The sequence below is a fragment of the uncultured Pseudoteredinibacter sp. genome (assembly GCF_947502065.1).
Taxonomy (GTDB): Bacteria; Pseudomonadota; Gammaproteobacteria; order Pseudomonadales; family Cellvibrionaceae; genus Pseudoteredinibacter.
Genome location: NZ_CANMYE010000001.1, coordinates 1,322,347 through 1,346,605 on the forward strand (window position 1 = coordinate 1,322,347; position 24,259 = coordinate 1,346,605).

29 protein-coding genes are annotated in these 24,259 nt (G+C 43.2%); 2 read left to right on the forward strand and 27 right to left on the reverse strand.

Annotated features, from left to right (window positions below; genetic code table 11):
• Window positions 1-21 precede the first annotated feature (21 nt).
• The 25 genes from Q1A41_RS05410 to Q1A41_RS05530 form a co-directional block, all read right to left on the reverse strand.
• Window positions 22-924 carry a serine hydrolase domain-containing protein gene (locus Q1A41_RS05410; RefSeq protein WP_299975651.1) on the reverse strand — a complete coding sequence of 301 codons (903 nt, stop codon included), beginning with the start codon at window positions 922-924 and terminating at the stop codon, window positions 22-24.
• A 320-nt stretch (window positions 925-1,244) separates the two neighbouring features.
• Window positions 1,245-1,739, reverse strand: coding sequence for an arsinothricin resistance N-acetyltransferase ArsN1 family B (locus Q1A41_RS05415; RefSeq protein WP_299975653.1), 495 nt, complete (start codon window positions 1,737-1,739; stop codon window positions 1,245-1,247).
• A 99-nt stretch (window positions 1,740-1,838) separates the two neighbouring features.
• Complete coding sequence (locus Q1A41_RS05420) at window positions 1,839-2,261, reverse strand: hypothetical protein (protein ID WP_299975655.1); 423 nt, start codon at window positions 2,259-2,261, stop codon at window positions 1,839-1,841.
• 415 nt (window positions 2,262-2,676) lie between these two features.
• Complete coding sequence (locus Q1A41_RS05425; RefSeq protein ID WP_299975656.1) at window positions 2,677-3,384, reverse strand: hypothetical protein; 708 nt, start codon at window positions 3,382-3,384, stop codon at window positions 2,677-2,679.
• A gap of 122 nt (window positions 3,385-3,506) precedes the next feature.
• Window positions 3,507-4,109 (reverse strand): hypothetical protein, encoded by a 603-nt coding sequence (locus Q1A41_RS05430; protein ID WP_299975658.1) that lies wholly within the window; start codon window positions 4,107-4,109, stop codon window positions 3,507-3,509.
• 204 nt (window positions 4,110-4,313) lie between these two features.
• The gene (locus Q1A41_RS05435; RefSeq protein ID WP_299975660.1) at window positions 4,314-4,754 is read right to left on the reverse strand and encodes a hypothetical protein; all 441 of its coding nucleotides are present in this window, start codon (window positions 4,752-4,754) and stop codon (window positions 4,314-4,316) included.
• Window positions 4,755-4,801: 47 nt separating this feature from the next.
• Entirely contained in the window at window positions 4,802-5,104 is a 303-nt protein-coding gene (locus tag Q1A41_RS05440) for a DUF6559 family protein (RefSeq protein ID WP_299975661.1), read from the reverse strand.
• A gap of 76 nt (window positions 5,105-5,180) precedes the next feature.
• Entirely contained in the window at window positions 5,181-5,639 is a 459-nt protein-coding gene (locus tag Q1A41_RS05445; protein WP_299975663.1) for a hypothetical protein, read from the reverse strand.
• Between the two features lie 132 nt (window positions 5,640-5,771).
• Window positions 5,772-6,116, reverse strand: a complete 345-nt coding sequence (locus Q1A41_RS05450) for a hypothetical protein (protein ID WP_299975664.1) — start codon at window positions 6,114-6,116, stop codon at window positions 5,772-5,774.
• A gap of 97 nt (window positions 6,117-6,213) precedes the next feature.
• A complete protein-coding gene (locus Q1A41_RS05455) occupies window positions 6,214-6,615 on the reverse strand; it encodes a hypothetical protein (protein WP_299975666.1) in 402 nt (133 codons plus the stop codon).
• A gap of 17 nt (window positions 6,616-6,632) precedes the next feature.
• Window positions 6,633-6,920: a hypothetical protein gene (locus tag Q1A41_RS05460; protein WP_299975668.1), complete on the reverse strand. Its 288-nt coding sequence runs from the start codon at window positions 6,918-6,920 to the stop codon at window positions 6,633-6,635.
• Between the two features lie 87 nt (window positions 6,921-7,007).
• Window positions 7,008-7,586 (reverse strand): hypothetical protein, encoded by a 579-nt coding sequence (locus Q1A41_RS05465; RefSeq protein WP_299975670.1) that lies wholly within the window; start codon window positions 7,584-7,586, stop codon window positions 7,008-7,010.
• Window positions 7,576-8,004: a hypothetical protein gene (locus tag Q1A41_RS05470; RefSeq protein WP_299975672.1), complete on the reverse strand. Its 429-nt coding sequence runs from the start codon at window positions 8,002-8,004 to the stop codon at window positions 7,576-7,578. Before Q1A41_RS05470 ends, Q1A41_RS05465 begins: the two co-directional genes overlap by 11 nt.
• Before the next feature lie 47 nt (window positions 8,005-8,051).
• The gene (locus Q1A41_RS05475) at window positions 8,052-8,903 is read right to left on the reverse strand and encodes an IS3 family transposase (RefSeq protein ID WP_363322338.1); all 852 of its coding nucleotides are present in this window, start codon (window positions 8,901-8,903) and stop codon (window positions 8,052-8,054) included.
• Window positions 8,904-8,914: 11 nt separating this feature from the next.
• The gene (locus Q1A41_RS05480) at window positions 8,915-9,226 is read right to left on the reverse strand and encodes a transposase (RefSeq protein ID WP_299769923.1); all 312 of its coding nucleotides are present in this window, start codon (window positions 9,224-9,226) and stop codon (window positions 8,915-8,917) included.
• 127 nt (window positions 9,227-9,353) lie between these two features.
• Window positions 9,354-10,964 carry a hypothetical protein gene (locus Q1A41_RS05485; protein ID WP_299975674.1) on the reverse strand — a complete coding sequence of 537 codons (1,611 nt, stop codon included), beginning with the start codon at window positions 10,962-10,964 and terminating at the stop codon, window positions 9,354-9,356.
• A gap of 42 nt (window positions 10,965-11,006) precedes the next feature.
• Window positions 11,007-11,723 carry a hypothetical protein gene (locus Q1A41_RS05490; protein ID WP_299975676.1) on the reverse strand — a complete coding sequence of 239 codons (717 nt, stop codon included), beginning with the start codon at window positions 11,721-11,723 and terminating at the stop codon, window positions 11,007-11,009.
• On the reverse strand, window positions 11,701-12,201 hold the full coding sequence (locus tag Q1A41_RS05495; protein ID WP_299975678.1) for a hypothetical protein: 501 nt from the start codon (window positions 12,199-12,201) through the stop codon (window positions 11,701-11,703). The genes Q1A41_RS05490 and Q1A41_RS05495 overlap by 23 nt, the downstream gene beginning before the upstream one ends.
• Window positions 12,202-12,298: 97 nt before the next feature.
• Complete coding sequence (locus Q1A41_RS05500; protein ID WP_299975679.1) at window positions 12,299-12,709, reverse strand: hypothetical protein; 411 nt, start codon at window positions 12,707-12,709, stop codon at window positions 12,299-12,301.
• A gap of 49 nt (window positions 12,710-12,758) precedes the next feature.
• Entirely contained in the window at window positions 12,759-13,385 is a 627-nt protein-coding gene (locus tag Q1A41_RS05505; protein ID WP_299975680.1) for a hypothetical protein, read from the reverse strand.
• A 75-nt stretch (window positions 13,386-13,460) separates the two neighbouring features.
• The gene (locus Q1A41_RS05510) at window positions 13,461-13,898 is read right to left on the reverse strand and encodes a hypothetical protein (protein WP_299975681.1); all 438 of its coding nucleotides are present in this window, start codon (window positions 13,896-13,898) and stop codon (window positions 13,461-13,463) included.
• Between the two features lie 475 nt (window positions 13,899-14,373).
• Complete coding sequence (locus tag Q1A41_RS05515) at window positions 14,374-15,492, reverse strand: DUF2235 domain-containing protein (RefSeq protein WP_299975682.1); 1,119 nt, start codon at window positions 15,490-15,492, stop codon at window positions 14,374-14,376.
• Window positions 15,493-15,791: 299 nt separating this feature from the next.
• Entirely contained in the window at window positions 15,792-16,706 is a 915-nt protein-coding gene (locus tag Q1A41_RS05520; RefSeq protein ID WP_299975683.1) for a haloalkane dehalogenase, read from the reverse strand.
• Window positions 16,707-16,732: 26 nt separating this feature from the next.
• A complete protein-coding gene (locus Q1A41_RS05525) occupies window positions 16,733-17,329 on the reverse strand; it encodes a TetR family transcriptional regulator (protein ID WP_299975684.1) in 597 nt (198 codons plus the stop codon).
• Between the two features lie 260 nt (window positions 17,330-17,589).
• Window positions 17,590-18,792, reverse strand: a complete 1,203-nt coding sequence (locus Q1A41_RS05530) for a hypothetical protein (RefSeq protein WP_299975686.1) — start codon at window positions 18,790-18,792, stop codon at window positions 17,590-17,592.
• A 487-nt stretch (window positions 18,793-19,279) separates the two neighbouring features.
• On the opposite strand from Q1A41_RS05530, the gene Q1A41_RS05535 reads away from it, so the two are divergent.
• Window positions 19,280-20,578: an MFS transporter gene (locus Q1A41_RS05535; RefSeq protein ID WP_299975688.1), complete on the forward strand. Its 1,299-nt coding sequence runs from the start codon at window positions 19,280-19,282 to the stop codon at window positions 20,576-20,578.
• A gap of 28 nt (window positions 20,579-20,606) precedes the next feature.
• Here the strand turns inward: Q1A41_RS05535 and Q1A41_RS05540 are convergent, their stop codons facing one another.
• On the reverse strand, window positions 20,607-21,557 hold the full coding sequence (locus tag Q1A41_RS05540) for a hypothetical protein (protein WP_299975690.1): 951 nt from the start codon (window positions 21,555-21,557) through the stop codon (window positions 20,607-20,609).
• The gene (locus tag Q1A41_RS05545; RefSeq protein ID WP_299975692.1) at window positions 21,554-22,099 is read right to left on the reverse strand and encodes a BlaI/MecI/CopY family transcriptional regulator; all 546 of its coding nucleotides are present in this window, start codon (window positions 22,097-22,099) and stop codon (window positions 21,554-21,556) included. The genes Q1A41_RS05540 and Q1A41_RS05545 overlap by 4 nt, the downstream gene beginning before the upstream one ends.
• Before the next feature lie 50 nt (window positions 22,100-22,149).
• On the opposite strand from Q1A41_RS05545, the gene Q1A41_RS05550 reads away from it, so the two are divergent.
• Window positions 22,150-24,198 (forward strand): TonB-dependent receptor, encoded by a 2,049-nt coding sequence (locus tag Q1A41_RS05550; RefSeq protein WP_299975694.1) that lies wholly within the window; start codon window positions 22,150-22,152, stop codon window positions 24,196-24,198.
• Window positions 24,199-24,259 lie beyond the last annotated feature (61 nt).

A 24,259-nucleotide genomic window follows, 5' to 3' on the forward strand; every position in this document is an offset into this window, starting at 1 on the left:
AATTATCGAACTATAGGGGACTCAATCAGCTCCGTTTTTTAGAATCTTAACAATACGCCCCAAGACGATTTCTGACAAATTCCATTCATATCCGGTAAAATCGGTTGTGTTAATAAACTGCACCACAACCGTATCAATATCTTCGTGATACTCTGCCAAGCTTTGGTATCCCGGCACTAAGCCACCATGCTCATAGACATAAAGCGTGTCATATAGGGCTTTCTCACCAGGTTTAAAAACTGTTCCTTTATTCAAGGCTCTTAGAAACAAGCCTACATCTTCGGCGCTTGCCAACATGCCATTATCGTTTTCTTTAAAGTCGTCCTCTACTCCAGCATAATAACCACTCATTACTCGCTCTAGGTCAACGTCTTTAATTGAGCTAAAAGTGTTTTTTAGGCCAAGGGGATTGAGTATTTCTTCTTGAATATATTGGTGATGACTATAGCCAAGGACTTTTTGAATAATATTGCGCAATAAAAAATAATTAGTGTTTGAGTATTGGTAGCTCTCTCCCGGATTGAAACTAATCGGCATATCAAGCGCAAACTTCATGGGCGTTAAGCGATTATTCTGTTCGTCGTCCCAGTAATCGGGGTGGTAGGTGAAATCAGGAACACCGCTGCGATGTTGTACCAGCATTCTTAGCGTAATTTTATCAGCCTGTGGAAGCTGCTCAGCATACTCTGGAAAGTAGTCTGCTACGGTGTCGTCTAAGTTTAGGCGTTCACTTTTAGCCAGCTTGGTGATTGAAACGGCGACATAGAGTTTACTAATACTGGCAATCTTAAACAGAGCATGGGGGTCGGCCACCACCTTGCTTACCCTATCCTTCCATCCTCCGGTATAGAATGCAGGAGGCTTGCCCGCTTGATCGACATAAACAATCATGCCGTCAAAGCCGTGCCCTATAGCTTCATCCACTTGTTCTTGTATTGTGGAGGGTAACGGTAATAACCAGGCTTTTACCAAAATCCAAGGCACGAAAAACAATGAGATACACGTAGCTGTTAAAAGTGCAATTCTTAGTGTTAGTTTTAACTGCTTGCTGTTCATAGCTGGATTTATTGGGTTCTAATTCGTTTATATTTGCTGATATATTAGGTCAATCGTCTTGCTAAGGCCACAAAGCGGTAGTTATCTCGGCCGAGATTAAGCTCCCTTTAACGAACTTCCTAGCCCTTGGCTTTGTATATGCGTTTATTAGCGGTCGAAACATTTTTAGAGGCAAACAGCCATCGTCCCTATTCTGACGAGAAATTTACCTGCCAATAGCCAACATCAACCCACTGATCAAACTTATAGCCGACCTCTTTGAAATGGGCTACCTGTTCCATGCCAAACTTCTCATGTAGGGCAATACTGGAAGGATTGGGAAGAGCAATCCCAGCAATAATCGAGTGGATGGAGCTCTCTTTGAGCGTCGCAAAAAGAGCCTCATAGAGCTTGCTGCCCCAACCTTTTGCTTTATTGTGCTTAGAAAGATATACCGTCACTTCAACCGAATAGCGATAGGCGCAACGCCCCTTCCACTTGCTCGCATAGGCATAACCTATAATCTCTCCATCTTGCTCGGCGACTAACCAGGGTAAATCAGATTGAATAGATTCCTGTATACGCCCTTTCATATCATCTTCAGATACTGGGTCTTCTTCAAAGGTAATGGTGGTGTTGGCGATATAGTGGTTATATATGTTCACGATGCTTGGTGCATCGCTTGGTTTTACAGATCGGATCATTCAAAGGCCCAGGGTAATTTGCTTGCTCGAGCTTATCATTGGTTTTACATATTTATAAAGACTTAGGTACGAGCGTTGTGGTTGCAGTAGCCAGCCTTGTTAAGCAATTTCAACATGGAGCCTCCATTCAGGAGAGAGGCTCGAATATTCGAGATTATCAGAATACTCACTAATATAGCTATAGCCCTCCCCCCTTGCCGACAAGTCCATCAGATATTTGCTCAGCTCTAAAAGCACCTCTTTGCACCCAAAAACCCGCAAATAATTTCTATTATTCCAGTCTTCCATGGAGTAGTAGTCATTTGTATCATTTTGTAGAGAAGTGAACAATTCATGATCAGAATCACTTAGATATATCTGTATCGTGATTTCAGACTCGGTAAGCATTGGCACAAAAGCTTTAGACGTTATTGCCTTTTCCACTAAACTTGCAAATAGTACATATTCTTCAGCCTTTCCAAATAGAACAAAGTCGTCAATAAGGCCGTTAGTACGGAACATTTGTCTCGTTTCGATTCTCACAGTTCTCACCTAGATTGAGGATTTTACTGGCTTAAGTAGCAGCATGCCCCAATAGATAGCAGCTGTGACAAAGGCGCCTTTTATGATTTAGTACTTGAACCAAAATACATGCCCTACCTCTAAAGTTTCCAGGTTCACATATACGTCACCATCGCCATGTAATATGCTCCGCTCAGATTGAAGCGATTGCGGCATTAGATAAGCGTAACAGCTCTTGTTACCCCTTATCAATTTCCCTTCGTTTAGCAGCGATTGCGACATTTTGTATGTGACAGTTTTCGTGCTGATGGTTTGTATAAAGACGTCAATATTTTCTATTGCTCTCGCTCTACTTTCTGGGGGAATTTGACAATAGTGATCAGTATTAAGACTTGTGCACCCTGCTACTAGCAGAGCCACTAGCACGATGCTTGTTTTAATCATAACAGTTTGTTTCCGGCAACAAAGCCTGTATCGTATTGAATGCATCACGTATTGCCTTTCCACATGCTATAGGGTTTGATTGCGCAATAAAATGTCCCCCGCTAATTTCGACCTCCTTAAACGTGGTGCACCTCGATTCTAAATGGGTAATTGCCTTGTTGCTGACTAATAAATCTATAGTTGGTTTAATATAGGTAACCGGACACTCTATAGGCGATACTGCTTCATGTAAGCTCGCTATATTGCGTAATCTTGAGTTCAGCTTCGCCTTGTTTGCCAACCCTAACGATTCAAAAACCGGGTTAACACGCGTTCTGCTTCCGGAAGCACTAAACCCTATTAGATAGAGTGCCCACCTACTTAGGATATTCGCCCTGAATAGGAAGCTAGGGATATACTTTGCAAGCCTTGACATTTGGCTTGGTCGAGAGACAAAGCTAGCTAAAAAGACTACGCCTTTAACCCGTGCTCCCAATAATTGACATAGTTCATATGCGACTCGACCTGAGTATGATTCAGCGATAATGAAAACTTCGTTATTTATCTTGGTAGATATTTCTACTGCCTGATTGATATATGATTCTGCATCAATATGATCATAAGAATATATGGTGGTATCCCAATCATTCGGCAATTGCTTCATTAACTCTTCAAATAGGTGCCCTGTTCCATCTAGCCCAGGAAGGAGTATTGTTTTCATAAGCAAACGTTTCGCCTGCAGTCGAATAGAGGAAACGTTTCGGATTTTCCTCCTCTATCGCGAACTTTATTCAAGATATTCATCCTTCCTCTAAGTTAGAGTCAAAAAAGGTGGTGAGTGGTCTATCGCTTGTCACGCTGGCTTGCAGTGTCAAGCGAAAATGCACGGCTGACATTTAAAGAGCTATAAGCCCTATATATTTTTGCAATTTGCTCCGATACTTTGGCTGCCTCTTCGTTTACAACTGTGAATCCATATCCCGAATTAGTATCGACCCAGCCAGATGTACCTACAACAAAAATAGAGTTGATCTCGTTTGTGCTTCTACCGTCGAAGTGGCCGATATAGGTAATAGCTCCGGTCTTCACTAGGAAAGGCTGGCTTAGATCTGGGTCTTTTATTGGAACCCGCTTGCCAACATCTCCTATGCCCCCCATTTCTACTAAATTGGATAACCTATAAGAGCCCTCACTGAACGGGAAAATTTCGATATCGCTATGATTCTTAGGCTGTTGCAGCTCAATAAAGAAAGATTCATTAGTTGACGTGTTGTGAATTTCTAAGGCCATTCTGGCGAAACTTTCACGATAACTATTTAGGAATCCGCCTGCGATGTAACCCACGTTACTGGCTGGAGTCGTGCCGAAACCTGAACGATCCTGGATATTATTGGCACAAGCAGATAATAAAAGTATCAATGGTAATGCTACATAAAGCTTTTTCATTACTTTCTCGATGTGTAAACGTTAAAGTCTGTCAGCTAAGGCAGTGTCAAGCAAGTCTAGCCTGTGTCTTTCTATGAAAACATTACTCACTTTATTGTGAGTGATATTGACTTAAGACCCTGCCTCTCTATATCCCAAAAATCAGACAAAAAGCAAAGCGCTATAGTTACCCTTGAAGTCGGCTGGAACGATAGCTGTGATTTGTTATGTGGCACGACCTAAATACCTATAACCGAAAAAGAACAACAACCCTGTGAGAAGCCATACAAGGCCAGCAATTATACTAAATGCACTAACTATCTCAGGGAACAATATGGATAACGGTAGAGTCGCAAGCCCGCGAAAAATGAAACCTATAGATATCACGTACATACCCAATTTAAGAAAAGGTAATGTTCTTAAGAGCGATGCGGCAGATAACGCGTAAGCTGCACAAAGGAGAAAAATAGACGAAACTAGCAAAGTACCCACCGGAGCGATCCAGGTGCCATCAATGGCAGATTGGACGATTTCAGGTGGTGCCATTTGGGCTTCGAAGCAAGCTGGCCCGAGGTAAATGCATGACATGTGGGCGATTGCAGTAAAAACTACAATCAAAGCGCCTAAAATTAGGCCAGCTTTAGCGATGGCCTGACTACTCTTCATAGCTAATCCTTTAAACACACAACGGCTGCCGGCACTTGGTAAACGGACTAGTCAGCGCCACCACCAAAACCCCCGCCGCTTGAACCATAATCGATGTTGTGCTCCCGGGAATACCCTCTATATTTTTTCATAAGAGCTTGATCCACACCAAATGCCTCGGCGACTTCTTCATCGCAGAAGATGCTGATAGCCACTTCTTCTAACTCAGCTTCATATCCTAATTTTTTAAGCGCCGCCTTAACCTGACCCTCCGTGTAACCTGAAGGCCTCCCATAGTCGATAGCAAGGGTTTGCGACATCGAAACTATGAACTTTTTCATCTTCCTTTTTACGAAGAATTCACGAAACATTTGATTTCCTTGTGTAACGCCGAAAACAAACCCAACGCCTAGGGGTGCCGATTTTCCTTAAATTGATAGGCATGCTTTACTCACAGCCTATCAATTTTCCAAGGTCGCTAGAAATTAAACCGGATATTTTCCACCCTCGGCCACCTCTATTATAAAGTATAAAGGTTGTTGCTCCCTGAGAGTATGTTCCGTCAGCGTAGTGATGCTTAAAGCCGATACTATACAAGCTCATTTTTTCTCCAAGAATACATTCTTTCTCTTTAATAATCTCGCTCTTTGTCAGAGCTTCAGTGTTTAACTGACTTCTCATGGTGGCTAGCAATTTCTCGAGAATCCCAAAAGAGTTTATGTACAACTCGTCTTCTGGTGTGAATATATTTACTGAATAATCCCAACGTTTTCTAATGAGATCGGAGATTGGCTTATTCCCACCAATATCATGAAAATGACCTACTATTACAGATCTTGCTGATTCAACCGCAAGGGATGAATTTGTCAAAAAAAGTAAACCGAGTAATGTAAATATTTTTTTCATTTAGATCCCTGTGGTCAGCTGCGTCTTAAATCGGTACGGAACGTAATTTTAGATAAGGTTTGGGCTTTGCGAGCAACACAAGATGGGTGTAGCATTGATTTTCACAATCGAGGTATTTTTAATGCATTTCTATTACCGTATAGATTCCGACAGGCATACTTTTACCATTACTGTGCCAGGTACCCACTTATCATTGCTGCGGTTGAATTTCATACTTATCGCTCTACTTAAACACGTATCACGGATATTCTGAAATCGACACAGTAACATGCCGCTATTACCATTTCCGAACCAAGCCTCTTTGTATGCCCCGTCAATCTGAAATTCGGAACCTAAATTTCGCAACATTGAATCCATTTCTCTAGTTTCAATCGCATCCATTGAAAGCAAGGTCCACTGGCCGTCATGCGCTACAGCACAATGTTCAAAGTCCGAGGGGATTGAAGCACAGTTTACTAAGCAAAGTACTGTGACCATGAGAGCTGTTTTACGTATAACACCCCGCACAGGGATGACAGATAAGAGCAGCGTTTTAGCGTTCCCGGCGGCCATCGAGAGTGACTGCTTTGGTTTGTTAAGCATTTGAGTTGCCCAGCATTACTACTATTATTACCTCGGTAATTATGGCAACAATAGGAACTGGAATTGAGTACAGAATGGCTCGTTTGGGCTTGAACTCTAACATAAACTTAAGTATTGATAACGGTACAAGGAAATACAACACATACCCTAATAGAACCCAATTCAGCGATAAACTTAATGCAGAGATCCCGATTGATATAAACATAATCAGTATCGATGGGGCCCATACAAACACGAAAGCCATCCACCAATCTACTTTAGGATCGAAATCCTCCGGCACTCGATTTCTATCAATGAATTTATATAGTCCTAGTAAAATTAGGCCTGCAATTGCAGCTTGAATCATAGCTCTTCCTTGTGTATTGCTCACGCCTAAAGCAGCGTATTTATCCACTGCTTTTTTGTTGAATGCTATTCGCTATCCATTGGATAAAACGTATAGCCTGTTTTCTTTGACCTTGACCACCAACTAATTTTTCTAACGCTCTCCATATAGATTTTTGGTTCAGCTTCGAAAGCTTGATCTATAGATGATATCAAATTTTCATCTTCTCTGATTTCAGCTACCGCAACGAGTTCCGCCTGCGCCTCGCTATCAGCTGTAACACTGCGAGTTGTATAGAAACCATATAATTTTGTTTCAGATTCAAACCTTAGAGGGAAGTTCCGGCCTTCCAATAACACTGCGTATCTCGACATTCGTTGTCTTCCAATGATACTCAGCTACAGGAACGTAGTGTAGCGAGTAGAGGCTGTGATTTTTGCGGGCAATTGTACCGCTGTTTGTTACGCATTTTTCACCACGAAGTGCACTTGCAGCGTTACCGTACTTTGCTGGGTTCTAAATTCTATAGATTCCAAGGAGTTATAAAATCCTTGAAGATATTTCTCTGAAATCTCGCCTCGATACGACATTTTGAATTCAGGGTTATTTTCCTTACGTAGCTCGATTTGCAGAAGTATCTCACCACCATTTTCATACCCCTCAGTTTGTTTTTCTAGGGAATCTTGAATAAACCCTATTAATTTCGCCAAATCTTCAGCTGTTGTATTTCTTTCAAAATCAGCCTGGGTGCTCAGAAGTCGCACTCCTGAGTTTATAACGCGCCCGTCTAGTGGCTTAACACCCTCCTTAGGCTGGTAAGTTTTCCAATCTGCTACGTAAGTTTTCCCGTCAACTGGATTGGTATACTCGTCCTCAGAAGCTATTACTTGCGAGCAAGCCGCCATTAAAAAAAAGATTAAAACGCGCATATTTATCCTTGGTGCAAAATGCTTGGCTTTGGAGCAGTCGGAACGTAGTGTACGTCTGTCTCCGCCGCGTCTTATGCGGCGAACTACAGCCACTTTTATGTCATTGTTCATAAACAATACCAAGGCTGAAAATGGCGCCTTGATGCTGTCCCAGGTGCCCATCATCGTTCTTGTCAAAAACACCCTTGATAATACCTCTAGACTGGCCTTCGTAACCACGCTCATCATAGAACCTTGGAATATACTCCACCCAAACTTGCCCATTGATATGGCTGCCCTCTGTAATAATATAATTGTCTTCTGTGCCCCAATTGAACATACCTTCTACCATTACCGTTTTATTATGAAAGCGATCGGGATTGATTAAGAGCTGCTCAGCTTGAACTACACAGTTCTCGAAATGGAGAGCAGGACTGCTTAGATCGCACTCTAGATGCCTTTCTCCCTGTAGAGTAGTTGTATAGAGTATAGATATCGCCATAGCTACACCGGCGCAAAGAAATAAGATACTTCTGATTGTGCTATTCATAAGTGCCTCAAGAGACTGGTCCTACCCAATAAAAGTAGACACTCTAACTATGCAGCCAATGCTGCTTTCTCTTCAAACTCAACTGGACTCATATATCCAATTGCAGAATGTCTTCTTAAACGATTATAAAACACTTCAATATACTCAAAGATACCTGATTTAGCTTCGCTAATCGATGCATATTGCTCAGCGTAAATTAATTCTACCTTTAACCTACTAAAGAATGATTCCATTGGTGCATTATCCCAGCAGTTTCCCTTTCGGCTCATACTCGGTTTGCATCCCCAAGACTTCATAAAGTCTATGTATTTTCTAGAGCGGTACTGCACACCTCTATCTGAATGAATGACCAGACCAGGCTTTACATCTCGCCTCTTAAAAGCCATCAGTAACGCCTCTGTTACTAGCTCCTCCGTCATCGATGTATCAAGCGCCCAACCTACAATAGCTCTCGAAAATAGATCCATGACCGTTGCCAAGTACAACCAACGATCTTTTACCCAGATATATGTTATATCTGAGGTCCACTTTTCGTTTGGCATATCAGAGCTAAAGTCTCGCCATAACAGGTTGTCCGATACGTTATTCATCGTAAGCGCGTGACTACCATATCGAAACGATTTTCCGTTTCTAGCTTTTAAACCCTGCCCCTGAAGAATATCCGCCACTGTATTCGTGGAACATGGTGTCCCAAGCGACTTTAGCTCTTCGGCGATTCTCGGTGCTCCGTAGCGAGCTTTATATGTCGAATAGACATCAGCGACTTGTGCTTCCATATACTCTCTGCGCCGGGCTCGCTTACTCTTTGGTCGGTTCAGCCACTTGTAAAAACCAGAACGCGACACTCCCAACACCTTGCTCATCAGACATAAGGTATACTGCCCTCGATACTCCATCATCAAGGCGTACTTCACTCTTGGTGGTTCGCGAAGTACGCAGCTGCCTTTTTTACGAACTCAAGCTCCTTTTCCAAAGCAGCTTTCTCACGCCTTAGCTTTCTAATTTCTTCGCTTTCTTTCTTGGAGTAATCCACGCCATCCATAGAGTTAAATTGCTTATCCGATAAGCGATTAAATTGACGCCGCCAATTGTAGATTTGCTGAGGACTAACCCCCAGCTCTTTAGCGACGGATGCTGTGGTACTACCTTCCTTTTCTGTTCTCTTAACGGCTTCCCTTCTAAATTCCTCGGTATAAGCCTGAGCTCTCTTTTTACGTGCCATTTGAGCACCTCCATATAGGTTTTCTAACTATACAGGGTGTCTACTAGTTTTGGGTAACTCGGATGCTTAACGCCACGCTCTGTGGCAAATTTGGAGCGCAGCGGAAAATTTGTCCGACAGCGCTTTGTTAGGCGTGTTGCTCATTTTCGCTTTCTAAGTCCAATTTCATAATTTCTTCGAAAAGAAAGTGCATTCCTAATAAAAGTTGATCGAACTCAGAAGCGTAATCCCCTTCATCAATATTTAGCTTTGACATAGTCTTTTCGTATTCCGTACCTTTTCTATGTGCTACACCAGTTGATCTAACAGACTGAACTCCTTTCAATAGACCGGATAGAGCCGAAAAATGTGGGGATTCTAACTTTTCAAGAAGGGCTTCCATTAATGATATTGATTTAGTCGATTTGTCAGTTACTCCTAGGTGATTTCTAAGAGACTTAACGTTTATTGAGTCTATCGTGATTTTTGTAAGAGCAAGCACTTGAGCATCAAATTCTGACTGTTCATTACTTAGCATTGAACGCAACGATTCATAGAAATGCTCATCCTTAGTAGAAAGAGGCAAGAAAAGATACCAGCCGTATTTTTTGTACCAATATTCTTGTATGTCTCTAAACTTCTGTTTAAATCTGTGTTCTGGATTTTCAGCATCGTAGAAATTTCCCAAAAAGCTCCGCTCAAAGTTTGTTCTACTAATTTTTCTTCCGTCGGGTATCAAATTAAAGCTTTTCCAATAAACCTGCTCTTTACTTGGCAAGTCCCTGCCTAAATCACCCAAAAATACTGACACATGATTTGGTGAATTATTATCAAACCTCAAACTCCACGCACCTGTCCTATATAAATGCCCATCTGTGATTTCATAATCAGAGGAACTGTAGTATTTCTGCATAACTTCTTTACGAAAAAATACTGGAGTTAGGTAATGAGGAGCATCGGGATTGGCGCCGAAATAATTAGCCAACAGATCAGGGTTACACGAAAACACTTCAGGATCATCAATATCGCCACCAATAATGAAATCCTGATACACCTTATCTTGCTCAAATGGCCATACGCCACACTTTTCCACGGATTCACATCGAATCAGCTTTTTTCCTAAGATCCTCGAAAAAGATGTGTATCCATCTGAATATGAATCTCCGGAATAGATTGTGTAGGTAAGCGATTCACCATTTACGTCGTCAGAAAAACCTGTTCTCTTTTCGTAATGCCGAGTCAGTTCAAAATATAGAAGCAGGTTCATCTGGCGTGCGGCCATAAAGGAACGTAAGTATCGCTTTCGGATTTTTACTTCATTTCGTTCTACTTTTATCACTTCAACTTCATCACCAACTTCATCGAAGCTGAGAAAAGAGCCTGTTTTGTTGTCATGATATAGGTTGTGAAACAGGCGAAACTCTTCAAGAATTTCTATGTAGTCTTCCTTTCTTCCATGAAAATCTCTAACTAGAATTGGTCTCAAAAAATCATCATCTGAATTGGTGTAGTAAGTCGTAATTTCTTCACCATCTTGATATGACGTACAAAAACCCGGCCCCCCACTGCCTATCATCAAGTCCCAGCCAGGTCGCTCCATTGCATGTTCCGTTTTTTCTTGACTAACAAGGGCGCAATACATTCCACCATCATGATCAGTATTGTTAATTGGCTCGCGTTTATAGACTGTAACCCAAAGCTCTTCGCCGTGCTTGTTGGATAAAAATTCGATAAAGTCTTCAAAAGTACTATTTGACATACTTAAAAATTATTTCCTTTTTCGCCAACAGCGGCGCTGTTGTTAGGCATTTTCTGGTTTCTTAGCCCAGGATGCGTTTTCGAAATAACCGAGTTCCTTTTGTATTCTAGTTACTTGTTCTTCGAAATCATCATTCCATTCTGGGATGTCTACATAAACAATATCGTGAGAGTACCCAACCTCTGACGGCCCCAACTTATCTCCTGATATGCCAACTACAATTTGGACATCGGGAAGGCGACCTCTTACAACCAAGCACCTTAAGCCTAGCTCTTGAACCCTGGCTTCTCTATCACTGCTTGGCCCTAGATGGAATACAAATGCCGTGTTTTTGTGCGCCAAAACTACTCTTGCAGAAATTTTTAACTCAGGCTTATGTAAAAACTCAGAAAAGGCATCGACTAGATTTGCTCTGTGACCACGCGGCTGGAGGGCCATTTGAACAAGAGCCAGCTGATTATCAGTGACCTGATTTGTGCCATATTCAAACATTCCGTCAGTAAGGAGATCGCCCACAAAATGCTCGATCAACTTGTCCCAAAAATATGAATCCTTATAAGACTCTTGGATCGCTTTGTAGTCATCAGAGTCTATGAACCCTCGGAAAACCGTATCATCAATCATTAGTAAATCAGCTTCTTCGTAAGGGAACGAATGATTGTTTAATAAATAGATAGCCAATAAGTCTTCAATGCCACCGCCGCTGAAAACTATATTGGCCCTGTTTATTAGAGCCTCAAACTTCGGAAAGAAAACCAACGAAGTCCGTGATCGTATCTAGAAGACCAAAAATTGCTCCAAGGCTAAACTCATCGCAAACATGTACGATTCCATAACCTAGGTCTCCCGACTTTGTTGGTATTCTTCGCTGAGCCCCAAGTGATACAGATACACGATGTACGATTCGATACTCTTTTGGTGGCAATTCGACCTTTCGGCCATCGTGCCTGGTGAACTCAACAGAAGAATCTAGCCATCGTTCAGCGCCCCATATTTGAGAAGCCGATTTATCTATTGCTGCTTTAGTCCACCTCTTCCAGCCAGCTTCATCACCTGTATCTTTGTATTTAATATCCTTCACAGAAATAATAACGATATGATTTCCGCAGACAATTAAGCAATCACAAAGCTCTTTTCCTTTCTTCCCAATTGGATTTGGATGAGTCCAAAGATTAAGAAAAGCTCTCTCACTAATAGAGTTCACAAATTTTTCTGATTCAGTCAATCCCTCGGACATACAATCCTCTCTGCGTGATGCCTAACGCTGCAGTTTGGGGCCGACATGGAGCGCCAGCGGAATGGCAGTCCCAGCCGAAGGCGACAACACCGCCTTGTTAGGCATTCTTGGCACCTTTAATAATTTCAATGAATTTCTTAGCACCGTAGCAACGAAATTTAAACACACCAAAAGCCGTAGATATTCTTATGATTTTTGTGAAGAAGCCATTCTCAAGTTCTATTGAGTTCATATGAGTAAACAATATTGATAATGAGTTATCTCCTTTGTGGAATAGTTCATTCAACCCATTCGGAGAGAATCTTAGACCTTCCTCAGTCAAATATACAGTTCCTCCGACCCAAAGGCCTCCATACTTATTCTTATATTTAGCAAGTACAGCCTCTACAATTTTCTCGTCGAAATCGACACCAGCAATATCAGCTATTTCACCTGCAATCGAAAGATCTTCTTTTGCATTTTCAATGAGAAAATTGCAAGCTTTTTTAGCCAAGTATGATTCTGGCATTTTCTCTCCTTGATGCCTAACGTAAAACGCATGTGCGCGTTTTTTTGCATCACATGGCGTTTCTTGTTAGAGGTTTTACCGGCGTAAACTCAAAAGGAATGCCACTTAGCTCTTTGCTCATTTTTAGAGCAGTCGCTTTATCTCTTGTGAGTAAGTTAGAAAGCTGCATGCTACTTGTAACCAAGTTATCATCGACGTTTAGTATTTCACCCAAGTAGTTCACTTGAGCAGGTTTAACATCAAACTTGAAAGCAATTCCTGTAGCAGAAAAACCTTCGTCAAAAACTCCGAACGCACCGCCACCAGCTACAACCACACTGCTTCCTCTTCCTTCTTCGCCAATTAAAAAATACTCACCAACAGGCAACTCAAAGATATGAAGAAAACCGTACTTCCCTTTGCCTAAGTTACCTAGTGGATACTTAGGTGCGCCAGGCTCGGCAGGAAGAAACTTGACTCTTTCTAACTCACCCACAGGATTCTTTTTCATAACGTGATAGCTAACAAACGACAAATTACTAAAAGAGATACCCGAAACCTCATTTCTGCCAGTAGCCACTGCGACAATTCCATAGCCTTCTGGCAAAGACCCATATTTCTGAAGCAAGGGAATACTGCTGGTAGATGTACACCCCGTGATGAATATTAAACAAATAATAATTGCAATCCTGGTCATTACCCTCTCCTCTAACGCCTGCAGCATGGGAAAGCTTGGAGCGCAGCGGAAAACTTGTCCTCATGACTGCTCTTGTTAACACTTGTCTTGAAGACAACTAAGTATTTCATTTTGCTGCCTTTTGTTAAATAGACCCAATTCAAATTCTATTTTTGAATTGCTACCATAAACAGATAATAGTTTATTCATAAAGCCAGATACCTTATATCCCTCGATATCTGATACAGAAAGAATTACCTTTTCTCCAAAATTAGAGTAGATCACGTACCGATCATTTATTTCTATCGAATATTCATCGATCTTTACTTTTCCAAAGTTAAATATTGCCAACCACAAAGTAAGAGCCAGCGGAAAAGATATCAACAAAATTAAATAAAGATTGAATGATTCAAGATTTAATTCATAGCCGAACAAGATGCCAATTGAAAAAGTAAGCGCCAACGTAACCAGAGAGTAAAAAGCCCCTTTCATTCTATAAACAATACCTTGCAACCTACTTTGAACAATTTTCATCTCTTTCTAGGCACTTTATGAGTGTTAACAGCTTATTCAACAGACCGGTATAAATAAAACCAAAAAGCGGACGCGTCTTAATAATTCGGGGATATCAGAAATAATAGGATGGTGTCCGTTTAAATACCTGTCTGCATTCCTTTGACTAAAGCTCTAATTTATTGTTTTAGCAGCTCTTTTTCAAGCATTAGTAAAATCATACCAAACTCACGAGACCTGGCGTTTAAATCATTAATAATTGGCGATCTTCTTGCTTTTTCTCGTGTGTAGCTTTTTTAGAGAATCGATTTTTTCTATCTAAGTTGTTGATATTACGAATGTTTGTGTTTTATTAATTGTTATTTCCCGAATTATTAGGAATCTATCGAAATAGTGCTTTTAAAATTATAACTGTATATCCGTGCAGTCGTTTTACTGTGGGCTTGTGGTTTTTGCTGGTTTTTCGAGCTATTTCAAGGAAGTACGATATGCCCTGCTATGGCTCTATTTTAAACACCTGCTGAAGCTGCCCGCTTTTCATACCTTGTAGTGCGGCGGGCTTGTAATTTGTTTCTTCTATGCGCTCAAGAACCGAGCTATGCAATGTTGAGTCTGGAGCGATTTCTCTATAGTCGGGTGCGGTGCGTAATACTTCCCTTTCTTCTTTCACCGACCAAACGCTTCTTGGGATATTTTGTACCCAGTGCCATGCACCTTGCAGTGACTTATGTTGCTCCGCAAGTGGGTTGGGTGCTATGTATTTGGCATCACTGCCCTTACCCATTACATAGCGATCATATTCCTTGGCTTCGATTTTTAAGGGGTATTTGTTTACCGTAAGGTTTTCGGTATTGCCTTTGGCTTCATTAATCATCCATTGCAGGGTTACTTTGGCTAGGCCAGATTCGCATTCGGGATAGCCTCCCCCGATATCGGAATGGACGCCGGCAAACCATACTTCTTTTATGTCTTGTTTATCTTGATGTTTCCTGCCCCACAGCATAGGTTGAAAGAAGGCTCGTTTTTCATCTATGGCTAAAGCGTGCCTGATAACTTCGACGCTTGGGTTGTTGGTGGTAAACGGTAAAAACACCGGGCTGTATATCCAACCGAAGGTGCTAACCGAATCCCATAGGCCTAAAAAGTTGATATTAATATTGCGGCCGTAGGTCTTTTTAAACTGCGCCATTAAGGCAAAATCGGTTTTCTTAGCCCTGTATAAAGTCAGTGCGTAGGGAATGAGGTTATGACAGCCTGAATCTAATAGGCCGATACTATGAATAAAGCCAGCTAGTACTCTGGCCGTATAGGCGCCGCGGCTAAAGCCGAAGATATACACTCTGTCGCCGTTTTGGTAATTCTCCATCAAGAAGCTATAGGCCTGCACCATGTTTTCTATAAGGCCCAACCCAAATGCTTGGCCTAGGCCTTTATAAAGTGTTTTTGCGATGGAGGATTTATATTTTGGGTCGCCTAAAGTACCTACGCCTGGGTCGTAATAGCATATTTGGGTGGTGTTGCGCTTAAGTACGCGAAAGAGCTTCACGATATTGGTATTCTCTTCACCAAATTTATTGCCCGTGCCATCAAGGCATATCACGATGTTTTTCGCCATGGCGGTAATCCTTTACGGTTTTATTACAATGCTATTACAGTGTGATTGGGGTATTACAGGGTTTTAATATTATTACTTTGATTGCCTTTGCTTATGAGGTTAATCCTTCCTATCTACTATGGCAAATTAATTACAGTTTTGCGGTTTAGCTAGGCCAAATTGAGAGCTTACAGGGAGATAGTTAGAGAATAGCTGGCGCTTAGAGTGACTTGAAGCAGTGAAAAGAAGCCTAGGGCGTAGCTTCTGCGAATGATGGGCATGCACCCTATTTTAAGATAAGGTACATGCCCGTTTTTTAACTAGCCGATCGGATTGGCATTAGCAAATTTCAGTACAACCTTAGCCAGTGCTTCGCCTTGGTCTTCTTGTAGAAAATGGCCGCCATTAACAATAGTCGTATGGTCCTGCCCTTCGCAACCAGGAATGAGCTTTTGCATAATGGCATCGCCACCTTTGGTTATCGGGTCGGAATCACTAAAGGCGGTTAAAAATGGCTTTTTCCATTTGCTTAATACCGCCCATGCAGCGCGATTGGCATCAGATGCCGGGTCGTCTGGTGTTGCGGGTACTAATAGCGGAAACTGACGTGCGCCCTCTTTATAGCTTTCGTCAGGGTATGGCGCATCGTAAGCAGCAACTACCTCTGGGCTGAGTTCAGTTGTGGTTGCACCAGAGATAATTCCACCTACGGGAAACTCGGGCACTTCTTGTGAGAATTTACGCCAATCCAAAAAGGCTTGCCCCGGCGCTTGATCACCAGTTGGCAGCATGGTGTTGGCCGCAACGGCTCGGGCAAATCGGCTCGGATTTTCTGCTAAAAGACGCAAGCCAATTAAACCGCCCCAATCCTGACAAACCAAAGTGATATCGTTTAGTTCTAATTGATCCAGTACGGATTGCATCCAATCCACATGGCGCTGGTAAGTATAATCGCTGCGCTTACTGGGTTTATCTGATCGTCCAAAGCCAGGCAGATCAGGTGCGATAACGCGGAAACCAGCCTCTACAAAAAGTGGGATCATTTTACGATACAAAAACGACCAGGATGGCTCGCCATGTAACAGTAAAACTGTTTCGCCATCGGCTGGGCCTTCAGCCACATAATGGACGCGCAACTCTCCGCCTTCACCGTCAGCAACGTTCAGGTAATTCGGTGCAAAGTCATAACCGGGTAAGTTTTCAAAACATTCATCGGGTGTACGTAAATATTCCATAGTGTTGTTCTCTCATTATTCTGTATTCAGTGGAGTAAATCTTTGACGCTGTGCATGGCATGTTTTAACCACTTTTTGTCGGGCGATCCGCGCCATTGCACGAGCATGCCATTAAAAAGCAGCAGTAAACTCTGGGCGCGCTGTCGGCAATCTATATCGTTGCCTAGCTGACCTATCGCCTGCGCTTGGCCTAGCGCATACTGCATTCCCTTTACTACTTTTTTCATGGCGGTTTTGCTTCGAAGCCGAACAGACTCTTCATGGGGGCCTAATTCAACAGAGCTATTTACCATCAGGCAGCCTAAGCACAGCTCGGCTGGGCCAGGATCAAAAGCGGTTTCAATAAAGGCTTCTATACCCGCCAAAGGGGCATTCAAATATTGGGCCTCAGCAGGCAATAGGTATTGTTTTACGCGCGCGCCGATAACGGTTTCGTTATAATGATCTAGGCAAGCTAGAAACAAGCCATCCTTAGAGCCGAAGCTGTTATAGATGCTGCCAGGTGTTAAGGCTGTTGCCGCCTCTAGATGCTTCATGCTTGTCGCACTAAATCCTCGCTGCCAAAAGCACTCTATGGCTTTGCCAAGCACAATATCCTGATTAAATTCTTTCTGTCTTGCCACAGCTCATCTCTTTTAGTGCTAATATTTCTAGAACGACTATTCTAGAATGATCACTCTAAAATAGCGCTGATAGGATAACTACAGCCATAAGGCCCATAAAACTGGCTATATTTGCCATCCCCTTGCGAAGATTGAAGCAGTAGCTTTGAGTTAAGGGGTAAACATTGAGAACGGCAGAGAACAATGCTTGGCAGCGCAGCCATAAGGCCGCACCACTAAGCGAAATCTTGAGCTGTGTATCGCTCGCAGGTCGAGTGGGTTTAAGCTGGCTTCTTACTAAGCACCCAGCTTATCGCAATTACAAATACGATATACGCCAATAAAACGGAAAGTGCTAAGCCTACCTGCCCCATCATTAGTAAGCCTGGTATAAAAGATACTAGCAATATATCTACCACAGACCCTGGCACATAGGCGATAGCATAATCGTCTAATACAGTGGATTTGGATTTTGGATCAACGATGCGCAGCAGCAAAATCCCCATAGCTACTGTTCCGGTCATCCATCCCCAGGAAAACAAGCCGGTCTCTACCCATTTTTCCCCAAAGATCTTTGGGGCGACATACAGTACCAAAAATACGCAGAGAATAATTCCGCTGATCATTAGCAAAATAAAGGGCGCTGCAAAGCTGATTAAAACACTCAGCTTGATAGAGGCGATGCCAAAAAATACCAGATAATCAGTGGCGGAGCTGGCACCGATATTAAACAATTTATCGTCGAAGTGATTTAAAGCCCCACTGGCTTTTAAGCCATAACGCAGTAAGCAGCCTAGCAAAAACGCACAGGCAAAAACCGGTACGCTAACGAACTGATTAAAAGACGATAAGATTTGGGATGCGTAATACGCCGCCATTACCACGACGGAAATTAAAGCGATATGCAAGGTAAAAGCATTCACGGATGAAGATGAGACCGTTTCCATCCCGATACTTTCACGCTGTTCTTCAGGAATTAGCCCTTTGCGAAAATGCTCTTCGAATTCTTCGAATTTTTTAATATGAGTAAGAATACCCAACCTAGACATAATATTGATCAAGGTCAGGCCGCCAAGTATGGCTAAAAATACACCCACCGTTGCAGCGGTAAGCGCTAAGCTCATACCGGCATCCCAGCCTAATTTATCTAAGCTATCGCCCACTGCCGCTGCGGTGCCATGTCCACCCATAAATCCAGAGGGCATTACTACTGCAAATGCTGCCGGTAGCTCGGGCCAAATATTGCTGAGCACATAAGCGCCCATTACGATGGCTAATAACCACTGGGATACGGTTATGATTTGATTAAATGCCCACAGCCGCCCCGTGCGCTGAATTAATGTGCTGGCTTTTGGGAATTCGGTACTTAAGCCTAAAGCGGCGAATATCACTGCAATTAGCACGCCGCCATAAGCGTTTTTTGAAAGCGGTAAAACATCAAAGCCGTTGCTTCCCAGAAGTAGTGCCAGCAGGCCCGCCATCATAGCAACGGGTATATACAGGCGTTGAAATAGGCTAAGTTTTACTCTTATATATTTGCACAACAAGATAAGTGCACTGGCTACGCCGACATCGGTAGCTAAATCCCAGGTATTAATACGGCCCCCTAATAAATCGATTACATCTTGGCTGTTTTATAGTTCTTGTTAAAGCTGTCTATTTCATGGCTCTGCGCTTATAACCTTGTAGTTTGTGCTAAGCCAGCTTGTGTTAAGCGCTCATCCTAATCTTGATGGCCTCGAATAGCCAATTTCTGGCCGAGCGTTCATTTCGTAATGCTCACTAGTATTTAGCATTAGTAAACTCATCATGCCGAGGTATTCACCTGAGATATAAGTCACCATAAACAATATAAAGTCTTCTAGGCTTGCTCGGCCTCACCTTTCACTTTATGCTCATATAGGTATTACTACCTATTTTGGGGTGGTGGTTTTTAGATAACGATAACAATAAGTGAGTTGAGGAAGCCTTGTGAGCAGCGAACTATCCAACACCTACAGTCAGTACGACAGCAAAAAGTCCCGCCGCTACGCCCTTGCTATGCTGGTGGCGGCTTATACATTTAACTTTATTGATCGCCAAATTCTAACCATTTTGCAGGAGCCCATTAAGGCCGAGCTTGGCCTTTCTGATACCGCTTTAGGGCTACTAACCGGTTTTGCTTTTGCCATGTTTTATGTGTCCATGGGTATACCTATTGCCCGTATGGCTGATAAAGGTGTGCGCCGTAATATTATTTCTGTGTCTGTTGGGGTATGGAGTTTCTTTACCGCTATCAGTGGTATGGTGCAAAACTTTTGGCAGCTCTTATTGGTGCGCATTGGCGTGGGTGTTGGCGAAGCCGGCTGCAGCCCCCCAGCCTACTCGATGATTTCAGATATATTCCCCCCGAAGGAGCGAACCACGGCCCTAAGTATTTACAACTTTGGCGTTAGCGGCGGAATACTCTTTGGCTTTCTAGCGGGTGGCTGGATAAACGAGTTCTTTGGTTGGCGTGTGGCGTTTTTGGCTGTTGGCCTACCTGGCATTTTACTAGCGTTCGTTTTGCGCTTTGCCTTAAAGGAACCGCAACGTGGTCGCTACGATACTGTGCAAGATCTAAACCAAACTGAGTCCCCTTCTTTGTCAGAGGTGCTTAAAACCTTATGGGGCTTTGGAACCTTTCGCCACTTAATGCCCGCTGCGGCACTCTACGGCATGGCCTGTTATGGCTTGCTTAATTGGGTGCCTTCCTTTTTTATTCGCACCCATGAAATCGGCACCGGTACATTAGGCACTTGGTTCGCGCTTATTTTAGGTATTGGCGGCGCCATTGGCACCTTTGCTACTGGTTATCTTGCCGACAAACTTGGCCACAATAATGCACGGTGGTTTTGCTGGATAACGGCTTTAGCGATGGGCAGTAGCATTCCCTTTATTTTGTTTATGCTGTTAGGGAACGATGCTCAGCTTTCCCTATGGTTGTTTATTGTGCCTGGCGCAATGCTGACAGCCTACGTGGCGCCAATTCTTTCAACGGTTTTGGGCTTGGTTAATACCAATATGCGAGCCACGAGCACAGCGATCACGCTATTGATTTTAAATGCGGTTGGCTTGGGCTTGGGGCCATTAATTATTGGTTTTTTAAGCGATTATCTCTCCGCGAGTATGGGCAGCGAAAGCTTACGTTATGCCATGTTGAACGTGATACCGGCCGCGATGATTTGGGCCATTGTGCATACCCTGTTTGCTGCGCGTTATATCAATGATGAGCTGAAAACAGAAGCTTGATAAGCTAAATTTGGGTGCGCTAATTGTATTAGCGCGCCAACGCTTCCACTAATGGATGACCGACAAACACCGCGGCATAAATATAAAGCAAGCTCGTGGCGAGTAACGCAAAAGATAGCAGCCCGCTATTCGCGACCAATGCCGTTTCGATAGATAAGTTTTGCTCTAAGCGGTTTAGGCGTTGCGGGCATTTTGTTTGATCATGTGCTTGCCCTTGTTGTTGATACAGCTGCTGTAATGCTTCAAGAAAGCCTTGCTGATTAATGTTATTGCCGAGTGCCCGGTAAGCTTGCAAATCACAATCGCTAGCACTGTGACGTAAAAAATCCTGCCTTATGGCTAACTTTATCGGCTTGGGCCACGCCGTCGTTGCCCATTTGAGTAGCCAGTATCGTAAATTCTCAAAGCTCGCCGCCTTGGCAAGTTGCCTGGCGATAATAACTTTTTGTTGCTGTGCTGCGCTTGCTGCCATTAAGCCGGTAGAAACAAATACTTTGGGCTTTAATAAGCCCACACAACGCGCCAGTGGCTTGGCATCTTCAACAATTCGATAACCACCCCGCTCTGCACTAGATAGCATATTCAGTAAACGTTTTAAGCGCAGATTCTCACGTAGCTGCCAAATCATACCCAAGCTTAATAAGGTGATGGTGGCAAGTGCAAAGGCGATGCTGCCAGAGCCTATTATGGAATCGACACTCACATGTAGGCTGTGTGGATTGCAGGCATCGCCATGGCAATGATCGGAAACAATGGGAAATGCCAATTCAGGGTGAGTAAGAATAAGTGTGCTAAACAAGGCACTCAGTGGTGCCATAAAGGCCAATACAAAAGTAAACAAGGCAGATTTAGCCGGTGCAAACCGCTCCAGTGATGAAGCAATCATTGGATAGATAAACGCCGAAAGCCAGCTTAAAAGTACACTTAATAGCAGCCATGCTAGTAGGTAAAAGGCAAACTGGATAAGGAACTCAATCATTTTTCAGCCCCTTTTACTGTGCCCATTGCGGGGCTCACTTTTGAGTCTGATTCTGAATCAGCATCGCTACCTTGCAACTGTTTAATAAGAGTTTTTGAAGCTAAGTTATTATCTTGGCCTTGCTGATCCAAATACGACACAAAGCCCGATATCATTGGCTCGATATCACCTTCACTGAATTGATCGGCAATATCGCCCAATAGCTGACCAATAATTGTACTGCGGCTAACTACGGCACGATAAAGGTATTGTCGCCCCTGTTTATTTCTGTGTAATAACTCTTTACGACACAGACGCTCTAGGGTGCTTTGTACTGTACTAAGGCTTAGAGTGGCTTCTTCGCTGTACTCTAAAACTTCTCTGGCACTGAGAGGCTGGTGTTCCCAAAGTATCTTCAATAGCTCTAATTCACGCTCACCCAAAGTTGGCGCAGGGCTTCTTGCCTGTTTTTTAAGCAGTAGCTGACTAAGACCTAGGCCAATGGATTTCATAAAGTTCGATCTATTATCGGTTTTCGTTTCTTGATAGAGAATGTAATGCATGGGAGCTCATAAACTGAGCGTGAGTCTAACAATTGTTTGAAATCGAATAAATGAAAAAACCACTTCTCGGCTTATTTGTCGCGATAAGCCAAATCTCACTGTCCTATGGTGAAGAGATTGAAACCATCACCGTCGAAGGTCGACAATCGAATCTCATCGGCAAGGCAATATCGGCATCAGAGGGTGTTATTGGCAAGCAAGAGATCGCCTTAAGGCCCCTACTTCGAACTGGCGAAGTCTTAGAGCTGGTGCCCGGGATGGTCGTTACTCAACACAGCGGTAGCGGCAAGGCCAATCAATATTTCTTGCGGGGCTTTAATCTGGACCATGGCACCGATTTCGCCAATTTTGTCGATGGTATGCCAGTGAACATGCGTAGCCATGGGCACGGCCAAGGTTATACCGATCTCAATTTCATTATTCCTGAAGCGGTTTCAAGTATCGCCTATAAAAAAGGCGCCTATTACGCCGATGTGGGTGATTTTAGCGGCGCTGGTAGCGCACAAATAAGCACATTAAAACGCAGTGATAAAAAGCGTCTGGGGCTAACGCTTGGTAAAGATGGCTTCCAACGTTTGCTGGCACTTGGCGGTGTCGAAATGGCTGGTGGTGATACCATTTTGGCGGCTGAGTCCAATCGCTACAACGGTCCTTGGCAGGGTATCGATGAAGATTTAGAAAAGAAAAACCTACTCATTAAGCATACGCGCCCTATCAGCGATGGCGAGTTAAGCCTTAGCTTCATGGCCTACGATAATGAGTGGAACAGTGCCGATCAAATTCCATCGCGTGCGGTTCAACAAGGACTAATCAGTGATTTAGGCATTATCGATGATACGGTAGGTGGCAAGTCCAGTCGCTATAGCCTGAATGCCCAGTGGCAGCAAGACGGCTTTCAGGCTGCGGCCTATCTCATCAATTACGATTTGAATCTTTGGTCTAACTTCACCTATTTTCTCGACGATCCTATTAACGGAGATCAGTTTGAGCAAGTGGACGACCGTAATATCTACGGCGCCAATATAAGCCAGTTAATAAACGCGAATTGGGGCAAGCTTGCCGTTAGCAACCGTATTGGTGCTGATCTTCGTATCGATGATATTTCTGAGGTAGGTCTATACCAAACACGCCAGCGAACTCGTCTAGGCGCCAAGCGTAGCGATAGCGTTGATGAAAAAAGCTTAGGCTTGTTTTGGGAAAACAAAATTTCTTGGACTGAAAACCTACGTACGGTGCTGGGTGTGCGCTATGACTATTTGGATTTTGATGTTAGCGATCGTCTAGGCATTAATCAAAATGGAATCAATCTCGCGGCTAATAGTGGCTCCGGTGATGACGATATCGTTTCCCTGAAAGGTAGCATTGTTTACAACCTTTCAGATAACTACGAGCTTTATGCTTCAGCTGGTCAAGGTTTGCATTCAAATGATGTACGCGGTGCTACGATTAAACTTGATCCAGCTAATGGTGAAGCGATCGATACGGTAGATCCTTTGGTAAGATCTTTCGGTTATGAAGCCGGTGTTCGAGCATTTATCGATCAGCGACTCAATGCCTCTTTAGCACTCTGGTACCTAGAGCTAGATAGCGAGTTATTGTTTGTGGGTGATGCGGGCAATACCGAAGCTAGCGGTCAATCTGAACGTCAGGGAATCGAGTTAACCGTTTATTATCATTTCAATGACTACCTCAGTTTGGATCTTGAATACGCCTATACCGATGGAGAATTTAGCGAAGCGCCGAGTAACGAAAATGCCATACCGGGTGCCATTGAGGATGTTGTACAAGCTGGTTTAAACCTCGATTTAAACAATGGTTGGTTTGGCAGCTTGCGCTGGCGCTACTTTGGCGATAGACCGCTAATAGAAGACGGAAGCGTCGTATCCGGTGAAAGCTCTATCATTAATCTGCGCGCTGGGTATCGAAGCAAGAATTGGACAGCTTATGCGGACATATTAAATCTTAGCGATAGCGATGCTCATGATGTCGATTATTTCTACGAATCAAAACTGAGCTCAGAACAAGAAGCAATCGAAGATGTGCACTACCATGTGATTGAGCCCAGAACCGTTCGTGTTTCTTTGGAGTATAACTTCTAAGAAGCAGGTAATATAAAAGCCGCACAAATAAAGCCGCCAATTCTCTCTAGAAATGGCGGCT

What these genes read in the sequence shown, in the direction of transcription:
- Q1A41_RS05510 (WP_299975681.1), bottom strand. Translation starts at nt 13,898, where the DNA reads ATGAAAATTGTTCAAAGTAGGTTGCAAGGTATTGTTTATAGAATGAAA.
- Q1A41_RS05475 (WP_363322338.1), bottom strand. Translation starts at nt 8,903, where the DNA reads ATGATGGAGTATCGAGGGCAGTATACCTTATGTCTGATGAGCAAGGTG.
- Q1A41_RS05460 (WP_299975668.1), bottom strand. Translation starts at nt 6,920, where the DNA reads ATGTCGAGATACGCAGTGTTATTGGAAGGCCGGAACTTCCCTCTAAGG.
- Q1A41_RS05435 (WP_299975660.1), bottom strand. Translation starts at nt 4,754, where the DNA reads ATGAAGAGTAGTCAGGCCATCGCTAAAGCTGGCCTAATTTTAGGCGCT.
- Q1A41_RS05550 (WP_299975694.1), top strand. Translation starts at nt 22,150, where the DNA reads ATGAAAAAACCACTTCTCGGCTTATTTGTCGCGATAAGCCAAATCTCA.
- Q1A41_RS05465 (WP_299975670.1), bottom strand. Translation starts at nt 7,586, where the DNA reads ATGAACAATGACATAAAAGTGGCTGTAGTTCGCCGCATAAGACGCGGC.
- Q1A41_RS05450 (WP_299975664.1), bottom strand. Translation starts at nt 6,116, where the DNA reads ATGGTCACAGTACTTTGCTTAGTAAACTGTGCTTCAATCCCCTCGGAC.
- Q1A41_RS05415 (WP_299975653.1), bottom strand. Translation starts at nt 1,739, where the DNA reads ATGATCCGATCTGTAAAACCAAGCGATGCACCAAGCATCGTGAACATA.
- Q1A41_RS05470 (WP_299975672.1), bottom strand. Translation starts at nt 8,004, where the DNA reads ATGAATAGCACAATCAGAAGTATCTTATTTCTTTGCGCCGGTGTAGCT.
- Q1A41_RS05500 (WP_299975679.1), bottom strand. Translation starts at nt 12,709, where the DNA reads ATGCCAGAATCATACTTGGCTAAAAAAGCTTGCAATTTTCTCATTGAA.
- Q1A41_RS05540 (WP_299975690.1), bottom strand. Translation starts at nt 21,557, where the DNA reads ATGATTGAGTTCCTTATCCAGTTTGCCTTTTACCTACTAGCATGGCTG.
- Q1A41_RS05480 (WP_299769923.1), bottom strand. Translation starts at nt 9,226, where the DNA reads ATGGCACGTAAAAAGAGAGCTCAGGCTTATACCGAGGAATTTAGAAGG.
- Q1A41_RS05505 (WP_299975680.1), bottom strand. Translation starts at nt 13,385, where the DNA reads ATGACCAGGATTGCAATTATTATTTGTTTAATATTCATCACGGGGTGT.
- Q1A41_RS05545 (WP_299975692.1), bottom strand. Translation starts at nt 22,099, where the DNA reads ATGCATTACATTCTCTATCAAGAAACGAAAACCGATAATAGATCGAAC.
- Q1A41_RS05485 (WP_299975674.1), bottom strand. Translation starts at nt 10,964, where the DNA reads ATGTCAAATAGTACTTTTGAAGACTTTATCGAATTTTTATCCAACAAG.
- Q1A41_RS05440 (WP_299975661.1), bottom strand. Translation starts at nt 5,104, where the DNA reads ATGTTTCGTGAATTCTTCGTAAAAAGGAAGATGAAAAAGTTCATAGTT.
- Q1A41_RS05495 (WP_299975678.1), bottom strand. Translation starts at nt 12,201, where the DNA reads ATGTCCGAGGGATTGACTGAATCAGAAAAATTTGTGAACTCTATTAGT.
- Q1A41_RS05430 (WP_299975658.1), bottom strand. Translation starts at nt 4,109, where the DNA reads ATGAAAAAGCTTTATGTAGCATTACCATTGATACTTTTATTATCTGCT.
- Q1A41_RS05445 (WP_299975663.1), bottom strand. Translation starts at nt 5,639, where the DNA reads ATGAAAAAAATATTTACATTACTCGGTTTACTTTTTTTGACAAATTCA.
- Q1A41_RS05530 (WP_299975686.1), bottom strand. Translation starts at nt 18,792, where the DNA reads ATGATGGCGGGCCTGCTGGCACTACTTCTGGGAAGCAACGGCTTTGAT.
- Q1A41_RS05515 (WP_299975682.1), bottom strand. Translation starts at nt 15,492, where the DNA reads ATGGCGAAAAACATCGTGATATGCCTTGATGGCACGGGCAATAAATTT.
- Q1A41_RS05425 (WP_299975656.1), bottom strand. Translation starts at nt 3,384, where the DNA reads ATGAAAACAATACTCCTTCCTGGGCTAGATGGAACAGGGCACCTATTT.
- Q1A41_RS05520 (WP_299975683.1), bottom strand. Translation starts at nt 16,706, where the DNA reads ATGGAATATTTACGTACACCCGATGAATGTTTTGAAAACTTACCCGGT.